At 44.2% G+C, this 17,533-nt stretch carries 11 protein-coding genes; 5 read left to right on the top strand and 6 right to left on the bottom strand.

Features of this window, described 5'->3' with window-relative positions:
- Nucleotides 1-85 precede the first annotated feature (85 nt).
- A complete protein-coding gene (locus V7S74_RS05080) occupies nucleotides 86-2,776 on the top strand; it encodes a glycoside hydrolase family 2 protein (protein ID WP_406777676.1) in 2,691 nt (896 codons plus the stop codon).
- A 38-nt stretch (nucleotides 2,777-2,814) separates the two neighbouring features.
- Here the strand turns inward: V7S74_RS05080 and V7S74_RS05075 are convergent, their stop codons facing one another.
- From V7S74_RS05075 to ettA, 3 genes are read right to left on the bottom strand one after another with little or no spacing between them, the layout of a single operon-like run.
- Entirely contained in the window at nucleotides 2,815-4,992 is a 2,178-nt protein-coding gene (locus V7S74_RS05075; protein ID WP_406777675.1) for a glycosyl hydrolase family 28 protein, read from the bottom strand.
- 53 nt (nucleotides 4,993-5,045) lie between these two features.
- The gene (locus V7S74_RS05070; RefSeq protein WP_395616865.1) at nucleotides 5,046-6,005 is read right to left on the bottom strand and encodes an AAA family ATPase; all 960 of its coding nucleotides are present in this window, start codon (nucleotides 6,003-6,005) and stop codon (nucleotides 5,046-5,048) included.
- Between the two features lies 1 nt (nucleotide 6,006).
- Nucleotides 6,007-7,671 (bottom strand): energy-dependent translational throttle protein EttA, encoded by a 1,665-nt coding sequence (gene ettA, locus V7S74_RS05065; RefSeq protein ID WP_406777674.1) that lies wholly within the window; start codon nucleotides 7,669-7,671, stop codon nucleotides 6,007-6,009.
- A 120-nt stretch (nucleotides 7,672-7,791) separates the two neighbouring features.
- On the opposite strand from ettA, the gene V7S74_RS05060 reads away from it, so the two are divergent.
- Nucleotides 7,792-9,066 carry a DUF349 domain-containing protein gene (locus V7S74_RS05060; RefSeq protein WP_406777673.1) on the top strand — a complete coding sequence of 425 codons (1,275 nt, stop codon included), beginning with the start codon at nucleotides 7,792-7,794 and terminating at the stop codon, nucleotides 9,064-9,066.
- On the opposite strand, the gene V7S74_RS05055 is transcribed toward V7S74_RS05060, so the two are convergent.
- A complete protein-coding gene (locus tag V7S74_RS05055) occupies nucleotides 9,052-10,422 on the bottom strand; it encodes a UDP-N-acetylmuramate--L-alanine ligase (RefSeq protein WP_406777672.1) in 1,371 nt (456 codons plus the stop codon). The two genes, V7S74_RS05060 and V7S74_RS05055, sit on opposite strands and share 15 nt — an antisense overlap.
- Nucleotides 10,423-10,525: 103 nt before the next feature.
- Here V7S74_RS05055 and V7S74_RS05050 point away from each other — a divergent pair, with 103 nt between their 5' ends.
- A complete protein-coding gene (locus V7S74_RS05050) occupies nucleotides 10,526-11,986 on the top strand; it encodes a type III PLP-dependent enzyme domain-containing protein (RefSeq protein WP_406777671.1) in 1,461 nt (486 codons plus the stop codon).
- A gap of 98 nt (nucleotides 11,987-12,084) precedes the next feature.
- On the opposite strand, the gene glpK is transcribed toward V7S74_RS05050, so the two are convergent.
- Both glpK and V7S74_RS05040 read right to left on the bottom strand, forming a co-directional pair.
- Entirely contained in the window at nucleotides 12,085-13,581 is a 1,497-nt protein-coding gene (gene glpK / locus V7S74_RS05045) for a glycerol kinase GlpK (protein ID WP_406777670.1), read from the bottom strand.
- Nucleotides 13,582-14,283 carry an MIP/aquaporin family protein gene (locus V7S74_RS05040; RefSeq protein ID WP_406777669.1) on the bottom strand — a complete coding sequence of 234 codons (702 nt, stop codon included), beginning with the start codon at nucleotides 14,281-14,283 and terminating at the stop codon, nucleotides 13,582-13,584. It abuts the gene before it with no gap.
- 87 nt (nucleotides 14,284-14,370) lie between these two features.
- Between V7S74_RS05040 and ruvB the strand changes: the two genes are divergently transcribed.
- Nucleotides 14,371-15,396 (top strand): Holliday junction branch migration DNA helicase RuvB, encoded by a 1,026-nt coding sequence (ruvB, locus tag V7S74_RS05035; protein WP_406777668.1) that lies wholly within the window; start codon nucleotides 14,371-14,373, stop codon nucleotides 15,394-15,396.
- 9 nt (nucleotides 15,397-15,405) lie between these two features.
- Complete coding sequence (locus tag V7S74_RS05030) at nucleotides 15,406-17,508, top strand: prolyl oligopeptidase family serine peptidase (protein WP_406777667.1); 2,103 nt, start codon at nucleotides 15,406-15,408, stop codon at nucleotides 17,506-17,508.
- Nucleotides 17,509-17,533: the final 25 nt, after the last annotated feature.

Raw genomic sequence — 17,533 nt, 5'->3', positions numbered from 1 at the left:
CCGTAAAATTACGCTTATTTGATAAATATCCCGGATTTTTTGCCAAATTTGTGACCGCAGCTTATTACAGCTGACAGCTAAACCTATGAAAAAAATCGCCTTATTCCTGCTTGCAGGACTATCTTTTTGTGCGTTTGCACAGAAACCACAACCCCTTCCTGAACATCCTCGTCCAGACCTAGAGCGGACGCAATGGATGAATTTGAATGGTTATTGGGACTTTACCTTCGATTCTACTTTAACAGTACCATCCCGCTTTGCGAAGAAAATCCTAGTTCCTTTTCCCTGGGGATCTGCGCTATCTGAAGTAAAAGACGAGGCGGATGTCGCTTGGTACCACAAGGAAATTAAAATCCCTGCCAATTGGACTGGGAAGCGTATTTTCCTGAATATTGGGGCCTCGGATTGGGAAACGTCGATCTATTTAGATGGGGTTAAAATTGGAAACCACCAAGGTGGATATACGCCTTTTGATGCGGAATTAGCCGGTGTAAAACCGGGCTCCACGCACCACCTTGCCATAAGAGCAGATGACAAACGTCGGATGTTTACGCTCTATGGAAAGCAAGGTTACGGTAATGCGCGGGGGATTTGGCAGACCGTTTATCTAGAGGCGAGAGGCGCTAATTTTATCGATCATTATGCCGTTAATCCGGATATCGATGCGAAAAAAGCACAGATTAAGGTCTATTTAGGGGCACCTGTTTCGAAGGAACAAGCTGTTCAAGTGAAGCTTTCTAATGGCCAATCAGCCGTGGTGAAAATCCCGGCTGGGATGCAAGAGGGTAGTGTAGACATGGCTATAAAAGCGATGCATCTTTGGTCTTTAGAAGATCCCTATTTATATGGGTTGACGATGACCTCGGGGAATGATGTGGTGAAGGGGTATTTTGGGATGCGGAAGATTTCCGTGGTGAATTTACCGGGCTCGAAGATTCCGTATATCGGATTGAATAATAAGCCTATTTATGTACAACTGGCCCTAGATCAAAGTTACCATCCGACGGGATTTTATACTTTTCCGTCCGATCAATTTATGAAGGATGAGATTGTACGTTCTAAGCGCATTGGGTTGAATGGAATTCGTACGCACATCAAGGTGGATGTGCCGCGCAAATTGTATTGGGCTGATAAATTGGGCCTTCTAGTGATGTCTGACTTGCCTAATTCCTGGGGCGATCCGGAGGCGGATATGCAAAAGGAGTCTGAATATACGCTGCATGAGATGATCAAGCGCGACTATAATCACCCAGCGATTTTCTCCTGGATTACTTTTAATGAAACCTGGGGGTTGTTTACCCACAAAGATAAAAAGGCGACCTATACGCCGGAAACACAGAAATGGGTGGCATCGGTGTATCATTTGGCCAAAAAACTAGACCCCACTCGCCTCGTCGAAGACAATTCCGTTTGTTGCGGTAGAGGTCATACCGAAACCGACATCAACTCCTGGCATGCCTACCAAGCAGGGTATGAATGGGATAAATTGCTCGATGAACATTCCGCAAAAACCTATCCAGGAAGTTCGTGGAATTTTGAGAACGGATATCAGCAAGGAAGCCAGCCGATGATTAATTCGGAGTTTGGCAACGTCTGGGGTTACCAGGGAAGCACGGGCGATGTGGATTATACTTTCGATTACCACAAGGCGATGAATTCTTTCCGGAATCATCCGAAGATGGCGGGTTGGCTCTACACCGAGCACCACGATGTCATTAATGAGTGGAATGGCTATTATAAATTCGATCGGACTGAAAAGGAAACAGGCTTAAATGCCATTGTTCCAGGCATGTCGCTGCTCGATTTCCACAGTCCATTTTATCTTTCCACAGGTCAGGAAATCACCTTTGCAGGGATAGCCGGTCAAAAAATCAAGATTCCATTACACCTTTCCTCGTTAATAGATAAGTCGGGTTCCTTGACCTTGAAAATGACATTATCCGGAACCAATGCGGCAGGGGAGAAGCAAAACCATTGGACTAAATCTGCTAAGTTAAACTATTCAGCTTGGGACGTGAAGGCGCTTGACTCGGTGCAGGTGGTGTTGCCAGCTGACAAATCGATTAACACATTAGCCTTCGAACTAAGTGACGCTGCTGGGAAAGTCGTGCATCGCAATTTCGTATATCTCATTGTGGAAGAAGGAAACACACAGCCTGCGAAAGGTCAATTGATTTCTGTACCAGTAGAACGCTATAGTGCTGCAAGCTGGCCTAAAAAACAGTGGGAAGGCGTTTTAGGCCATAAATTAAATGGTGCGGGAGCAGGTTATTTCGAATATGAAATTCCTTTCCCTACTTCGGGTACGTCAGACATCAAGCAAGTTCGTTTTTTAGTGGAAGCTTCCGCTAAACCCATTTTAGGCAAGGATCGTGATGATGCAGGTAAAATGGATGGCGACTATATGTTAGGCAAAGGAACGTTTGACCCGGGCGTTAATCCTAATGCCTATCCACAAACCGATCGCTACACCACACCTGCTAAGTTGAAAGTGAGTGCGAATGGAGTTTTAGCGAAAGAAACGGTTCTGGCAGACGACCCAGCGGATCACCAAGGGATTTTGTCGTGGCATTACCAAGCGCGCAATAATAAATTAGATGAGGCTGGAACCTATGGCTATTTAGTCCAAGGGGTGATTCCTTCGTCTGCTTGGCAGCAAGCAGCTAAAACGGGGAAATTAATCTTGCGATTCGAGTCCACAGAAGGCGGATTATCTCTTTATGGAGATCAATCTGGCCGATATGTGATCGATCCGAGTATTATTATTGAGAGATAAAAAAACGCCAAACTGAACTAAGTGGATGTTAGTCTATATTAATTCAGTTTCCAGCGTTTCACATTAATCAATTCCGGTTTCTTATCGCCCGTCTGCTTGAATTTCGCATTCGAAAGGTGAATATCTGTTGCTTCAATAACTCGGAAGGTTTGCTTCGCCTCAATATCTAAGTTAGATAAATTGATATGGTGAATCGGCATTTCTGGAAGTCCGCGGACTAATAATCCAGTTTCTGCTCCTTTCGCAACCACGCGGTCTACGTAGATATGCTTGAATTGTGGCGTTCCAGCATCCACAGGTTTGCTTTCGATTTTAGGTGTTTCGTCTCCATTTCCGAATGTCGCCACGGGATCTTTTCCTTGGTAATACATATCGAACAAGATGGCCTCGCCGGAAATGTTCTTCATGCTGATATCTTGAATGTAGACATTCTCTACCACACCACCGCGACCGCGGGCTGTTTTGAAGCGTAAACCTACGTCAGTTCCTAAGAACTGGCAGTTCGACACGAATAAGTCATGCACACCGCCCGACATCTCACTTCCGACTACGACACCGCCATGGCCATGGAATACGACACAATTATCGATGGTGATGTGCGCACTTGGGCGGCCTCTTTTACGGCCTTCCGCATCTTTACCTGATTTTAAACAGATTCCGTCATCACCCACATCGAAGCGGGAGTTACGAACGGACACATATTCACAAGACTCGATGTCGATACCATCGCCGTTTTGTGCAAACCAGGGGTTTTTGACCGTGATGTTTTCTACCGTTAGGTGTTTGCAAAGAAGAGGGTGAACGTTCCATGCGGGGGAGTTTTGGAAAGTAACGCCTTCTAATAAGATTTGCTCACATTCGCGAAGCGAGATCATGTTCGGGCGAAGGAATTCTTTGATTTCCTCGGCTTTGGCCTCTGTAAAACCTGCCGCTATGACACCTGGTCGATCCATAGTTGATCCTTTTAATGCGCGAAGAGTCGGATACCAGGTATCTTTCTTCTCATCTAGCACGCCACCCGAACGAACCAATTTGTCCCACTCGCCCGGTGTTAATTTTCCTTTCTTCACCGGTCTCCAAGCTTCCCCATTTCCATCGATGATACCAGCACCCGTAATCGCAATGTTGCGCTCGCCGATAGCCGTAATAGGGGATTGAGCCCGAATCGCATCGACACCCTCCCAGTTTGTTCGAACTAAAGGATATTGTGCCGCATCTGCACTGAATTGCAAGACCGCACCAGCGTCTAAATGAAAATTAATATTCGAGCGTAAGGTGATCGCACCCGTCACCCAAAAACCAGCAGGCACACGTACCACGCCACCACCTTGCTTGGCTGCGATGTCGATGGCCTGTTGAATCGCCGAGGTATTCAAGGCACTTGCGGATGAAACGGCTCCGTAGGAAACGATGTTAAATGTGTCTTTTTTAAATGCCGTCTCTGCTACATTAGGTAACTCAAAGGCATATTTTTGATAGAAGCTAGACTTCTTTAAGAAGCTGCGCAGGTGTTCATTCGAAGCTAAAACGGCCTCAGCGACGATCGATGCAATCTTTCTCGCCCCAAAAGGAGAGAAGTGCGTATCGTCCGCTACCCCTTTGCTGAACTTCTTGAAAATGCCGGCAGGGTAATGTAGGAACATTTTTTTAGCTCCCTCCGGCCCTTCGGCGCTGATGTATTTTTTGCTTTCTTTTTCTACGTCGATTAATAATACTTTTTCAGCAGCGGCTACTTCGCGAACGACACTTGGATAATCCGCATGTTGATCCACAAATACGCCTGTGGAATCAAATTTTCTACGTTGCGTAGGCGTTAATAAGATAGGAATTCCGCCCTTTGAGCGTGTCTCGCGAACATAGCGAATGAGGTTCTCGCGGAAGTCGGTTTGGGCAGGAGCATAACGACTCGTATCTGAGACTTTGGCATCATTATGGCCAAATTGAATCAACACATAATCCCCCTTTTTGATCTGATTAAATACCTTCGCCCAACGGCCTTCTCTGCGGAAGCTTTTCGTGCTGCGGCCATTGTATGCGTGATTTTGAACCTCCACAGCTTCGTTAAACAACTGTGAAAAAGGCATCCCCCAACCTGTCTCTGGAAAGTCTGCCGAAACCTTGTCTGCCATCGTCGAATCCCCGATCAGGTATACGCGCATAGGCTCGGTCGCAGTGAAACTAAAAAAGAAAAGGCACAGGATAACAAGGTATTTCATACGGATCTATTTTGCTCTAAAAGCAATAAATACCCCAATTTTACCCAAAAAAATTAGCGATTAATTGCGACGCTACTTAAAATCGATTGGATGATTTGCAAAGTCGTGATGTTATCCGCTTCCGCCACATAATTTAAAATAATGCGGTGATTCAGGATATCCGGAGCCATTTCCTTGATGTCTTCCGGTAGCACATAATCACGCCCCTCTAAGTAAGCCATCACTTTCGCGGCTAAATTCAACTGAATACTGGCACGTGGCGAAGCTCCGAATTGGATATAGCCAGCCTCTTGTGTCAGACCATATTCAGCCGGATTTCTCGTCGCAAACACGAGTTCAATGATGTATTTCTCCAAAGTCTCCGAAATCGTAATTTCGTTGATTTCTTTGCGAATTTTAGCGATATCTTCTGCGTTCAATACGGTTTTAGGCTCGTAATTGAAGTCCATGTTGGACTTTTGGCGCATCACGGCTAACTCTTGATCTTTATCTAAGTAATTCAAGAAAACCTTCAGCATAAAACGATCCACCTGTGCCTCTGGAAGCGGGAAAGTCCCCTCTTGCTCTACCGGGTTTTGAGTCGCTAAAACCAAGAAAGGCTTATCTAATGGATAGGTCGTATCCCCGATCGTCACTTGCTTCTCCGCCATGGCCTCTAATAAAGCAGATTGCACTTTAGCTGGGGCACGGTTAATCTCATCTGCAAGGATAATCTGAGCGAAAATAGGCCCTTTTTTTACTTCAAATTCCGATTTTTTTGGATTATAAATCATCGTTCCCACTAAGTCCGCAGGCAATAAATCCGGCGTGAACTGAATGCGGTGAAAATGCAAGTCGAGAATTTTAGCTAAGGTATTAATGGTCAAAGTCTTAGCTAATCCAGGCACCCCTTCTAACAGGACGTGTCCGCCGGTAAAAAGACCGACTAATAGGCGGTTAATGAGGCGCTCTTGGCCTATCACCACCTTGCCCATTTCGTCAATGACTGCCTGAATTTTCTCTCTTGATGTCATATTACTGTAATTTCTTGTAACGAATACGCTTCGGAGTTGTGTCCCCTAAACGTTTCTTACGTGATTCTTCGTATTCTGAATAATTACCTTCAAACCAAACTACCTGCGAATCGCCTTCAAACGCTAAAATATGCGTCGCGATGCGGTCTAAGAACCAACGGTCGTGGGAGATGACTACCGCACAACCTGCAAAGCTCTCTAGACCTTCTTCCAGGGCACGAAGTGTATTCACATCCAAATCATTCGTAGGCTCATCGAGTAATAATACGTTCGCACCTTCCTTCAGCATCATCGCTAGGTGAACTCGGTTACGCTCTCCACCCGAAAGCATGCTGATTTTTTTCTCTTGATCTGCTCCGTTAAAGTTGAATTTACTTACGTAAGCACGCGCATTCGCCTGCTTTCCACCTAACATCACCCAATCATTGCCATCTGAAACCGTTTCGAAAACAGACTTCTCCGCTTTTAATTGATTGTGCTCTTGATCGACATAAGCCAGTTTCACCGTTTCACCTACTTCGAAAGTCCCCGCATCTGGTTGAATCTTTCCTGTAATCAGATTGAAAAGGGTCGTCTTACCGGCACCGTTTGGCCCAATAATACCGACGATTCCAGCTGGAGGTAGGGAGAAGCTAAGGTTTTCGTACAATAATTTATCGCCAAAGGATTTCGACACCCCCTGCACTTCGATCACTTTATTACCTAAACGAGGACCCGCAGGAATGAATAATTCCAACTTGTCTTCCTTCTGTTTGTTCTCTTCTGAAAGGAGTTTTTCGTACGCACCAATACGGGCTTTAGACTTCGCTTGACGCGCTTTTGGCGCCATACGAACCCATTCTAATTCGCGTTGCAAGGTCTTCTGACGACGCGATTCGGTCTTCTCTTCTTGTGCTAAGCGATTTTGCTTTTGCTCTAACCAAGACGAATAATTTCCTTTCCAAGGAATACCCTCGCCACGGTCTAATTCTAAAATCCAACCTGCCACGTTATCTAGGAAGTATCTATCGTGGGTTACGGCGATCACGGTACCTTTGTATTGACGTAAATGTTGCTCTAACCAGTCTACCGATTCCGCATCCAAGTGGTTCGTCGGCTCATCTAATAACAAGACATCCGGTTCTTGTAATAACAAGCGGCAAAGGGCCACACGGCGTTTTTCACCCCCAGAAAGTGTGCTCACTAGGGCATCAGATGGAGGACAACGAAGTGCATCCATCGCTTTTTCTAAACGCGTATCTAATTCCCAGGCGTTGAAGTGGTCTAATTTCTCTTGTACTTCGCCTTGGCGCGCTAATAATTTGTCAAAATCAGCATCTGGATCAGCGAATGCTTCGTTGATTTCGTCAAACTCTTTTAACAGGTTCTTGATTTCTACAACGGCTTCTTCTACTACTTCGATGACCGTTTTATTCGGATCTAATTGAGGTTCTTGCTCTAATAATCCTACCGTGTAACCTGGTGAAAAAACGACATCTCCCGTATAGGATTTGTCGATTCCAGCAATAATGCGCAACAAAGTGGACTTTCCTGATCCGTTAAGACCGAGTACCCCGATTTTTGCGCCGTAGAAAAACGACAGGTAAATATTTTTTATGATGGTCTTTTGAGGAGGTATGACTTTCGACACACGCTCCATCGAAAAGATGATGGTTTCGTTACTCATGAAATTTAATTTTGTACAACCCACAAATATCGCAATTTTTTAAATAAATTAGAGGCATAATAAGAATTACGATTAACATTTGAGCCAAAGTACATACTTGAAGCTCTTTCTTTAAAACATATGAGCCAGCCCACATCAAACAAGTTTGGATTTTGCCGCGACGGCAAAGTTTTCATCAACGCCTATTTAAGTTACCCAGAGCGCGAAATTGGATTCGTGCGTAATTCAGAAGAGGAAGCATTAGCCTATTTTGTGAAACGTTTTGACCTCGCTTTGAGCAAGGTAAAAGGTCTGTCTGCTGAGATAGAAGCGGCACAGAATAAAGGTTCTTTTCTGACCAAAGTCTTACAAATGAAAACCTACCTCATCGAGTTCGATGGCTTAGGTGATTTCGAACCTTTATTAACGGAATTAGACAAGCACGAGGTTTACTTGAAAGAGTTAATCCAAGCTAACCAAGTTAAAAACTTAGAAATCAAACGTGCCTTAATTCAAGACGCGAAGGAAATCTCTGCAGAGGAAGATGTGGTAGAAGCGACGGACAAATTGATGGAGGTCAAGATGAAGTGGGTGAAAACGGGTCCCGTTGACAAACAATTTCAAGACGAATTAACGGCAGAATTTCAAGAGGTGTTAGATGCCTTTTTCTTAAAGCGCCGTAGCTATTTTGAAGAGAAAAACCGTCAAATAGACGAAAAAATCCTGATTTTACAGGGCTATATTGATCAAGTTCACCAACTGCGTAAGGCGGAAGACATCGACGATTCGGTGGTAAAAGTGAAGGAGATTCAGAAAGAGTGGAAGAACGTGGTAGGCCTGCCTCCTAAGAAGCAGTCGATGCTTTGGAAGAACTTCAAGAAGGCGAATGACATGTTCTTCGAGAAATATAATCGTATCAAAGGAATCGACTACAAGCCACGCGTAGATCCACGTGTGCTTGAATTAACTTCGATGGCTGGTGATTTAGAATTGCGTCTAAAAGACCAGGTCAATATCGTAGCCACCGCTGACTTAGCGAAAGCGAACTTAGTGAAGTGGAAAGAGATTTCTGCTCAAGTGAAAAACATGGATCGCTCGTTAGCAGAACGGTTCCGTACCATTTGCGATAAAATTTTCGAGATGAATTATTTGCTTCGTGTGATTTCGTATCGCCATGCAAATTTGAATGAAAAGCCACGCATCGAGCAGTTGAAAATCATGATCAACCAGATGGATTACATGGCGAAGAAGGAGCGTGGAGAATTAGAAACTGCTATCGCGGAAGCAGAAGCTACGCGCATGATGGAAGACAAAGTTACCTTGAGTAAAATCAATACCCAGAAACGTAAAATCTCCATGAAGGAGATTTTATTGAATGGATTTAAAGAAGAATTAGATCAATTATTGAATTCGTAACCCGAGTTCCGTAGCTAAGCCAGGAAAATCGAGACCATCGAAGGTGCCAGAAGACATCATCAATAGGTTTTGGTTTTCCTGATTTTGTTTTAACAGGTATTCCTTTAATTCAGCTTGCTCTCTCAATACAATTAAGTTCGGGTGATTGAAATAGGTTTGAACCGTTTCCGCTTCAATCTTATCCATTCGTTTAATAGCCCGCGCATGCTCGCTCAAATAAATAATCGCCATATCCGCATCCGCTAATGTACCCTTGTATTCAGGTAAAAATGCGGGATTCAAACTACTGAACGTATGTAATTCCAAAGCTGCCACTAATTTTCGCTGCGGAAATTGGGCTTTTAAGGCTTGCGTGGTTGCCTTTACTTTCGAAGGCGCGTGCGCAAAATCCTTGTAGAATAATTGAGTATCAGATTCACCAACCCATTCTAAGCGTTTAGCAGCTCCTTTGAAGGACTGAATTGCCTTATAGAATTCCGTTTCGCTCACTCCTAGTTGAGTGCAGATGTGCAAGGCACCTTGCAGGTTCTTTAAGGTATGTTCTCCAAAAACCTGCAAGCCATATTCCTTCCCATCATTTCCTTTTAAGAAAGTTTGGCCGTTGCGAATCACCGAATCATGGGCCTTGTAACCTTCTGAATGGCAATGTTCCGGGCAAGATTCTGCGATAGCTTCTAGGGTTTTATCTGTTTTGTCGAAGAATAAGTGACCTGCTTTGGGCATTTCTTTCACTAAGTTCTCAAAGGCTTGTGTATAAGATTCAAATGTAGGATATACATTAATGTGATCCCAAGCGATTCCCGAAATCAAGGCGATATGCGGTTGATATAAAAGGAATTTAGCACGGCGATCGATAGGGGAGGCTAAATATTCATCTCCTTCAATGATCATGATAGGCGCATCTGTGATAGAGGCCATCAAGTCGAAACCTTCAATTCTAGCACCTACTAGGTAATCGAATTTGCGCTCTAGCGTCTTCAAAACGTGCAAGATCATCGATGTGATGCTCGTTTTACCGTGGCTTCCTGCGATAACGATCCGTTGCTTGTTTTTGCTTTGTTCGTAAATGAACGATGGGTAGGATTCGATTTTTAACCCTAATTCTTGTGCTTTCAACAATTCGGGGTTGTCCGCACGTGCGTGCATCCCCAAAACAATGGTATCAATGTCCTGGTTAATCTTCTCTGGGAACCAACCGAATTCAGCTGGAAGCAGGCCATGCTTTTCTAACAGGCTTTTAGAAGGTTCGTAGATTTCATCGTCTGAGCCCGTTATTTCGTGTCCTTGTGCTAAAAGAGCAAGGGCTAAGTTGTGCATAGCGGCACCACCGATGGCGATAAAATGAATTTTGGACATAATAACTTAATGTGTATTTGTCTTGCAAAGTACATACTTTTATTGCAGTTTTGCACGTTTTTCCACAAACTCGAGGTGAACTCGGGTGCATTTAAACATAGAGATGAAAAATTACATCGATCTAATTGACCAAACCATTGAGTTTCCAACTCGTGAGTTCAATATCAATGAGAACAATGAATTGTTGTTTAACAATGTGCCTTTAATGGAAATCATTAAGCAATACGGCACTCCTCTAAAGGTTTCCTATTTGCCTAAAATCTCCGAACACATCGAGAATGCGAAACTTTTGTTTCGTAATGCGATCAAGAAATACAATTACAAAGGAAACTATACCTATTGCTATTGTACGAAGTCATCTCACTTCTCTTTCATTTTGGAAGAAGTTTTGAAACAAAATGTACACTTAGAGACGTCTAGTGCGTTCGATATCCCGATCATTCGCGATATGTACAACCAAGGAAAAATCTCTAAATCGACGTATATTCTTTGCAATGGCTACAAGCAGCCTTTGTATACCCAATACATTTCTGAGTTAATTAACGACGGTTTTAACTGTATTCCGGTTTTAGATAACTTGAAAGAAATTGATTTCTACGAGAAATCAGTGACGGCAGAAAAAGTGAATTTAGCCATTCGCATCGCAACAGATGAGGAGCCAGATTTCGCGTTTTATACCTCTCGTTTAGGTTTACGTTATTCCGATGTAAACACCCTTTACACAGAGAAAATCAAGCCTAATCCGCGTTTTAATTTGAAGATGTTACACTTCTTCATTAACACGGGAATTAAGGATTCTGCCTATTATTGGTCTGAATTAAGCCGTTTCGTGTACAAATATTGCGAAATGAAAAAGATCTGTCCTGAATTGGATTCGATCGATTTAGGCGGTGGATTACCGATCCAAACTTCTCTACAATTTAACTACGATTACCAAGCCATGGTCGATGAAATCGTTGAATCGATCTCGTGGATTTGCAATAAGAATAATGTGCCTGTACCTAACATCTTCACCGAATTCGGTTCTTATACCGTAGGTGAAAGTGGAGCGGTCTTGTATGAGATTATTGACCAAAAACTACAGAATGATAAAGAGCTTTGGTACATGATTGATGGCTCATTTATTACGCAACTGCCTGACTCTTGGGGAATGAACCAGAAGTATATTATGCTTCCAGTAAATAACTGGGGCATGCCATACCAAAAAGTGAACCTAGGAGGTTTGACATGTGATTCGATGGATTTCTATAATACAGAGGCCCATAGTTCTGACTTGTACTTGCCGATCTTTGAAGAGGAATCAGAGCGTCAATACGTAGGTTTCTTCCATACAGGGGCGTATCAAGAGTCTCTAGGTGGTTATGGCGGAATTCAACACTGCTTAATCCCTGCACCTAAGCATGTTATTGTGGACCGTTTAGAAGACGGAACCATCACGACGCGTTTATTCTCAGAAGAGCAAAAGAGTGCACCGATGTTAGATATTTTAGGATATCAACAGTCCGGTGAACCAGTAGCGGCTAAAAAAGAATCACCAGCTAAAGCGAAGTTAGCTTCGGTATAAGATGAAAAAAGGAATTTTAATCGTAGCATTGGCCTGCGTGCTCGCCTCGTGTTCGAGACAAGCCGCATGTCCTGCGTATGGGATGACTCGGGCAAATACTAATCTTCCCAGTCAAAGGTTTTAGTCACCGCCTTCTTCCATTGCTTGCGGTAATGCGCACGCTTTTCGGAATCCATCGCAGGTTTCCACGTGTGCGCAATTCCCCAGTTTTTCCGTAAATCATCTAGATTTTCCCAATATCCTACCGCTAGTCCTGCCGCATAAGCAGCACCTAAAGCCGTAGTCTCAATAATTTTAGGGCAGATTACTTCTTCACCGATAATGTCGGACTGAAATTGCATTAATAATTGATTCACGACCATCCCGCCATCTACCCGAAGGGAGGCGATTGGGATACCTGCGTCTTTTTCCATGGCCTCTAAAACTTCCCAAGTCTGGAAAGCTGTGGCCTCTAAGGCAGCTCGAGCGATGTGTGATTTATTGATATAGCGCGTTAAACCCACTAAGGCTCCACGGGCATCTTGTTTCCAATAGGGTGCATATAATCCGGAGAAGGCCGGGACGAAATAACATCCACCATTGTCTTCTACTAGTTTAGCCAGCTTTTCGATGTCTGGGCTATGCTTGATAATGCCTAAATTATCACGTAACCATTGAACTAGTGCACCTGTAATCGCTACGGATCCTTCGAGTGCGAAGTGTACCGGTTCGTTGCCTAATTGATAGGCCACGGTTGTTAGTAGGCCAAATTGGGACGGAATAGCTTTCGTTCCCGTATTCATCAATAAGAAACAGCCAGTTCCATAGGTATTTTTGCCTTGACCGGGGTCGAAACAGGTTTGGCCCACAAGAGCAGCTTGTTGATCTCCTAAAATTCCTGCTAGAGGAACGCCACCAAGCACCCCTTTCGCCTTCGCATAAACGAGTGAGCTGGATTTGATTTCTGGGAGCATGGCTTTTGGAATGCTTAATACCTGCAGAATTTCGTCATCCCAAGCGCAGGTTTGCAAGTCCATTAATTGGGTGCGGCTGGCATTGGTCACATCCGTGATGTGGATTCCGCCATCAACGCCACCTGTTAAATGCCAAGCAATGAAGGTGTCCATCGTCCCGAAAAGGGCATCGCCTTTTTCTGCGTCTGCACGTAAACCGTCGATATTATTTAATAACCAGCGCAGCTTTAAACCGCTGAAATAGGTGGCTAATGGTAGTCCAGTTTTGGCTCTGAAGCGGTCCATTCCCCCATTTTTCGCTAATTCTGCTAGTTCAGATCCCACGCGCGTATCTTGCCAAACGATCGCATTATAATAAGCCTTGCCCGTTTTTTTATTCCAAACGACGGTAGTTTCTCGCTGGTTGGTGATTCCCACCGCTGCTAAATCTTTCGCGGAAAGGTTCGCTTTGCCTAGGGCTAAACCGATGACCTCTTGTGTATTTTTCCAAATCTCGTGTGAGTCATGCTCCACCCAACCCGCTTGGGGATAGATCTGTTTGTGCTCTTTTTGGCCTACCGAAATAATCTCCCCAGCCTTATTAAAGATGATAAAACGGGAACTTGTCGTGCCCTGATCAATGGATCCTACGTACATAGTCAATTAGTTGAGAGTCAAAATATAGGCACCTAACACGGCACCAGCAGCGGGTCCTACTACCGGAATCCAAGCATATTCCCAGCCGGAATCCCCTTTATTAGGAATAGGTAAAATAGCGTGCATAATGCGTGGTCCTAAATCACGTGCCGGATTAATCGCATAACCTGTAGTTCCCCCTAGGCCTAGACCAATCGCCCAGACTAAAATACCAACCAAAAATGGCCCTAATCCCGTTTCAATCGTTGAAAAAGTACCTAAGGCGACCACCGCAATTGCGGAGGCAAAAGCTTCTGAAATAAAATTAAAGGGAGTATTTTTAATCGCTGGACCTGTACTGAAGGTAGCTAATATCGCCCCTTTGTCTGTCGTAACATCGTAATGTGGCTTATAATGTAGCCAAACTAATAATTGGCCTAACATCGCCCCCGTTAATTGGGCTCCAATAAACGTAGGAAATAAGCTCCAATCCCCTGATTTTACACATCCGGCGATGGTTACAATGGGATTTAAATGAGCACCGGAGCTTCCAAAATAGGTGGAAACATAAATGGCAATGGTGACTGCAAAGGCCCAGGCAGCTGCGATGGCTAATAATCCTGTACCACTTCCTTTCGTATCTTTTAATAACATATTGGCAACAACGCCGTTTCCAAGGTAGAGTAGGGTAGCAGTTCCGGCTAGTTCGCCGATGAAAATGGATGACATAGGTGGAGGTTGTTATTTTGGTTTTCCAAAACTATAAAATCTTCTCAATAAAAAAATTATCTTTGATTTCAATTTACTATTTCGACGATGCGTGAAGATTATTTAACTGGGGATGCGGAAGCGTTGAACCCACAAGAGAAAGAGTTTGACAAGGCCCTGCGGCCCTTGAGCTTTTTGGACTTTTCGGGTCAAGGTAAAATTGTAGACAACCTTCAAATCTTCGTAGGGGCGGCAAAAGCCCGTGAGGAGGCTTTGGATCACGTTTTATTACACGGGCCTCCAGGTTTAGGCAAGACGACTTTATCTCACATCATCGCGAACGAATTAGGTTCTACCCTGAAGATTTCTTCGGGTCCCGTATTAGACAAGCCCTCCGATTTAGCGGGTTTGTTGACGAATTTGCAGCCTTACGACGTTTTATTTATTGACGAAATTCACCGTTTGAATCCCATCGTAGAGGAATATTTGTATTCCGCGATGGAGGATTATAAGATTGATATTATGTTGGATTCTGGGCCTAATGCGCGCAGTATTCAGATCGGTTTGAATCCCTTTACCCTGATCGGAGCGACCACGAGAGCCGGTTTATTGACTTCGCCTTTGCGGGCGCGTTTTGGGATAAATGCGCGTCTGGAATATTATGATGCTGCTTTATTGACTAAAATCGTGAAACGCTCAGCGGCGATTTTAGATATGCCGATAGACGAGTCTGGGGCCTATGAAATTGCGCGTCGTAGCCGTGGAACACCGCGTATTGCGAACAATTTATTGCGTCGTACACGCGACTTTGCTCAAATGAAAGGTAATGGTTCCATCGATGTTAAAATCGCTGAAATCGCCTTAAATGCCTTAGATGTAGACCAAAACGGGCTAGACGAAATGGACAACCGTATTCTAATGACCATCATTGAGAAATTTAAAGGTGGCCCAGTCGGCTTAACGACCATTGCTACGGCTTGTGGCGAGGAGGCTGAAACTATTGAAGAAGTATATGAACCCTTTTTAATTCAAGAGGGATTCTTGAAGCGCACCTCTCGGGGGCGTGAGGCTACAGAAAAAGCGTACCGCCACGTGGGGATAGCGCCTAGAGCCGAGACAGGATCTCTATTCTAAATCAAACCTATGTCAACATCTAAACACTTAATTGCAGCGATGATGCTCGTATCTGCGTCTGCATTGGCCCAAATGAACTACCCTGCTACCAAGAAAATCAATCACGTCGATAATTACCACGGAACTCAAGTGGCGGATCCGTATCGCTGGTTAGAAGACGACAATAGCGAGGAAACAAAAGCCTGGGTGAAGGCACAAAATGAAGTTAGTTTTGGTTATTTAAACCAAATCCCGCTTCGCGAAGAATTCAAAAAGCGCATCGAGGCGCTTAGTAACTACGAAAAAATCTCTGCCCCTTCACGCAAAGGCGAGTGGTATTATTTCTACAAAAACAGCGGCTTGCAAAATCAATCCGTTTTATACCGTCAAAAAGGCCTCAATGGGAAACCAGAGCAGGTCATCGACCCTAACACCCTATCAAAGGATGGAACGACGCGATTAACTGTTTTCTCTTTGAACAAAACAGGGAAATATGCCTGTGTAGGTCTGAGCTTAAGCGGAAGCGACTGGCAAACCTATTACGTTCGCGACATGGAAACAGGCAAAAACCTGGCGGATGAACTGAGCTGGGTAAAAGTGAGCGGCGTGGCTTGGAAAGGCAACGGCTTCTACTATTCACGCTATCCAGAGCCGGGTAAGGGGAAAGAATTGAGCACGAAAAACGAGAATCACCAAGTGTGGTTTCACACAGTAGGAACGCCTCAGTCACAAGATCAATTGGTTTATGAGGATCCGAAAAATCCGCAACGATTCCACACAGTAAGCACTTCGGATGACGAGCGTTTTGCCTTCTTGACGATTTCAGACCGTGGTAAAGGTTTGGATGGGAATGCGCTTTGGGTGTTAGATGCTTCTAAAAAAGAAACAAAATTCAAGCCTGTAGTTGCTGAGCCTGGAAAATACGATTTCAGCATCGTGGATAATGATGGCGACATCTTGATTTTGGAAACGAATGAAGGTGCACCGAACAAGAAAATTGTTCGGGTAGATCCCTCTAATCCATCCAAGGAAAACTGGAAAACCATCGTTGCCGAGAAATCTGAGCCTTTGCAAGGGGTGAATACCGTGGGCAAACGCTTGTTCTTGAATTATTTAAAAGATGTGACTTCCCGCGTGTCTATCTATGATTACACAGGAAAAGCATTAGGAACTGTGGCCTTGCCAGGTTTAGGAAATGCCGGTGGTTTTGGTGGTGAGAAAGAAGATAAATTTACGTTCTATACGTATTCCTCTTTCAATTTTCCGCCGACGATTTACCGCTATGACTTAGCATCGAATACGTCTACGGTATTCCAAAAACCATTATTGGCCTTCGATCCATCAGATTACACGGTCGTTCAAAAGTTCTATCCGTCCAAAGATGGTACCCAAGTTCCGATGTTTATCGTGAGCAAAAAGGGCCTTAGTCTGAACGGCAAAAATCCAACGATCATTTATGGCTATGGAGGATTTAACATTAGCTCTACTCCGTCCTTCTCTGCCAGCTTAATTCCTTGGTTAGAAAAAGGTGGGATTTATGTGGTCACTAATTTACGTGGTGGTAGTGAATACGGCGAGAAGTGGCACGAGGCAGGAATGAAGTTGAAAAAGCAAAACGTTTTTGACGACTTCCTTGCCGGGGCGGAATACTTGATTCGCGAGAAATATACTTCTCCAGCGTATTTAGCTGCATCTGGTCGCTCTAACGGCGGATTATTAGTGGGTGCTGCGATTAACCAAAGACCTGATTTATTCGCCGCAGCTCTTCCAGGGGTAGGTGTGATGGATATGTTGCGTTTCCAAAAATTCACGATAGGATGGAACTGGGTAGCTGATTATGGTAGCAGCGATAATGCAGAAGAATTCAAGGCACTCTATGCCTATTCGCCTTTGCATAATATCAAAGCGATGAATTATCCTGCCACCATGGTGTTTACGTCTGATCATGATGATCGCGTAGTGCCTGCGCACTCATTTAAATATGCAGCAACACTTCAAGAGAAGAACACAGCTGCGAAACCAATGATCATCCGAATTGATACAAACAGCGGCCACGGTTCTTCTAACACGGCTAAACTAATTGAATTGACGGCTGATTCCTATGCCTTCGTACTATATAATATGGGAAAGTAGCAGAACTAAAAAAAAGCCTGGAATT

The organism is Aquirufa novilacunae, from assembly GCF_045310505.1.
GTDB lineage: Bacteria > Bacteroidota > Bacteroidia > Cytophagales > Spirosomataceae > Aquirufa > Aquirufa novilacunae.
The sequence above is the reverse complement of the archived record's forward strand: the minus strand, read 5'-3'. Positions and strand labels throughout refer to the sequence as shown.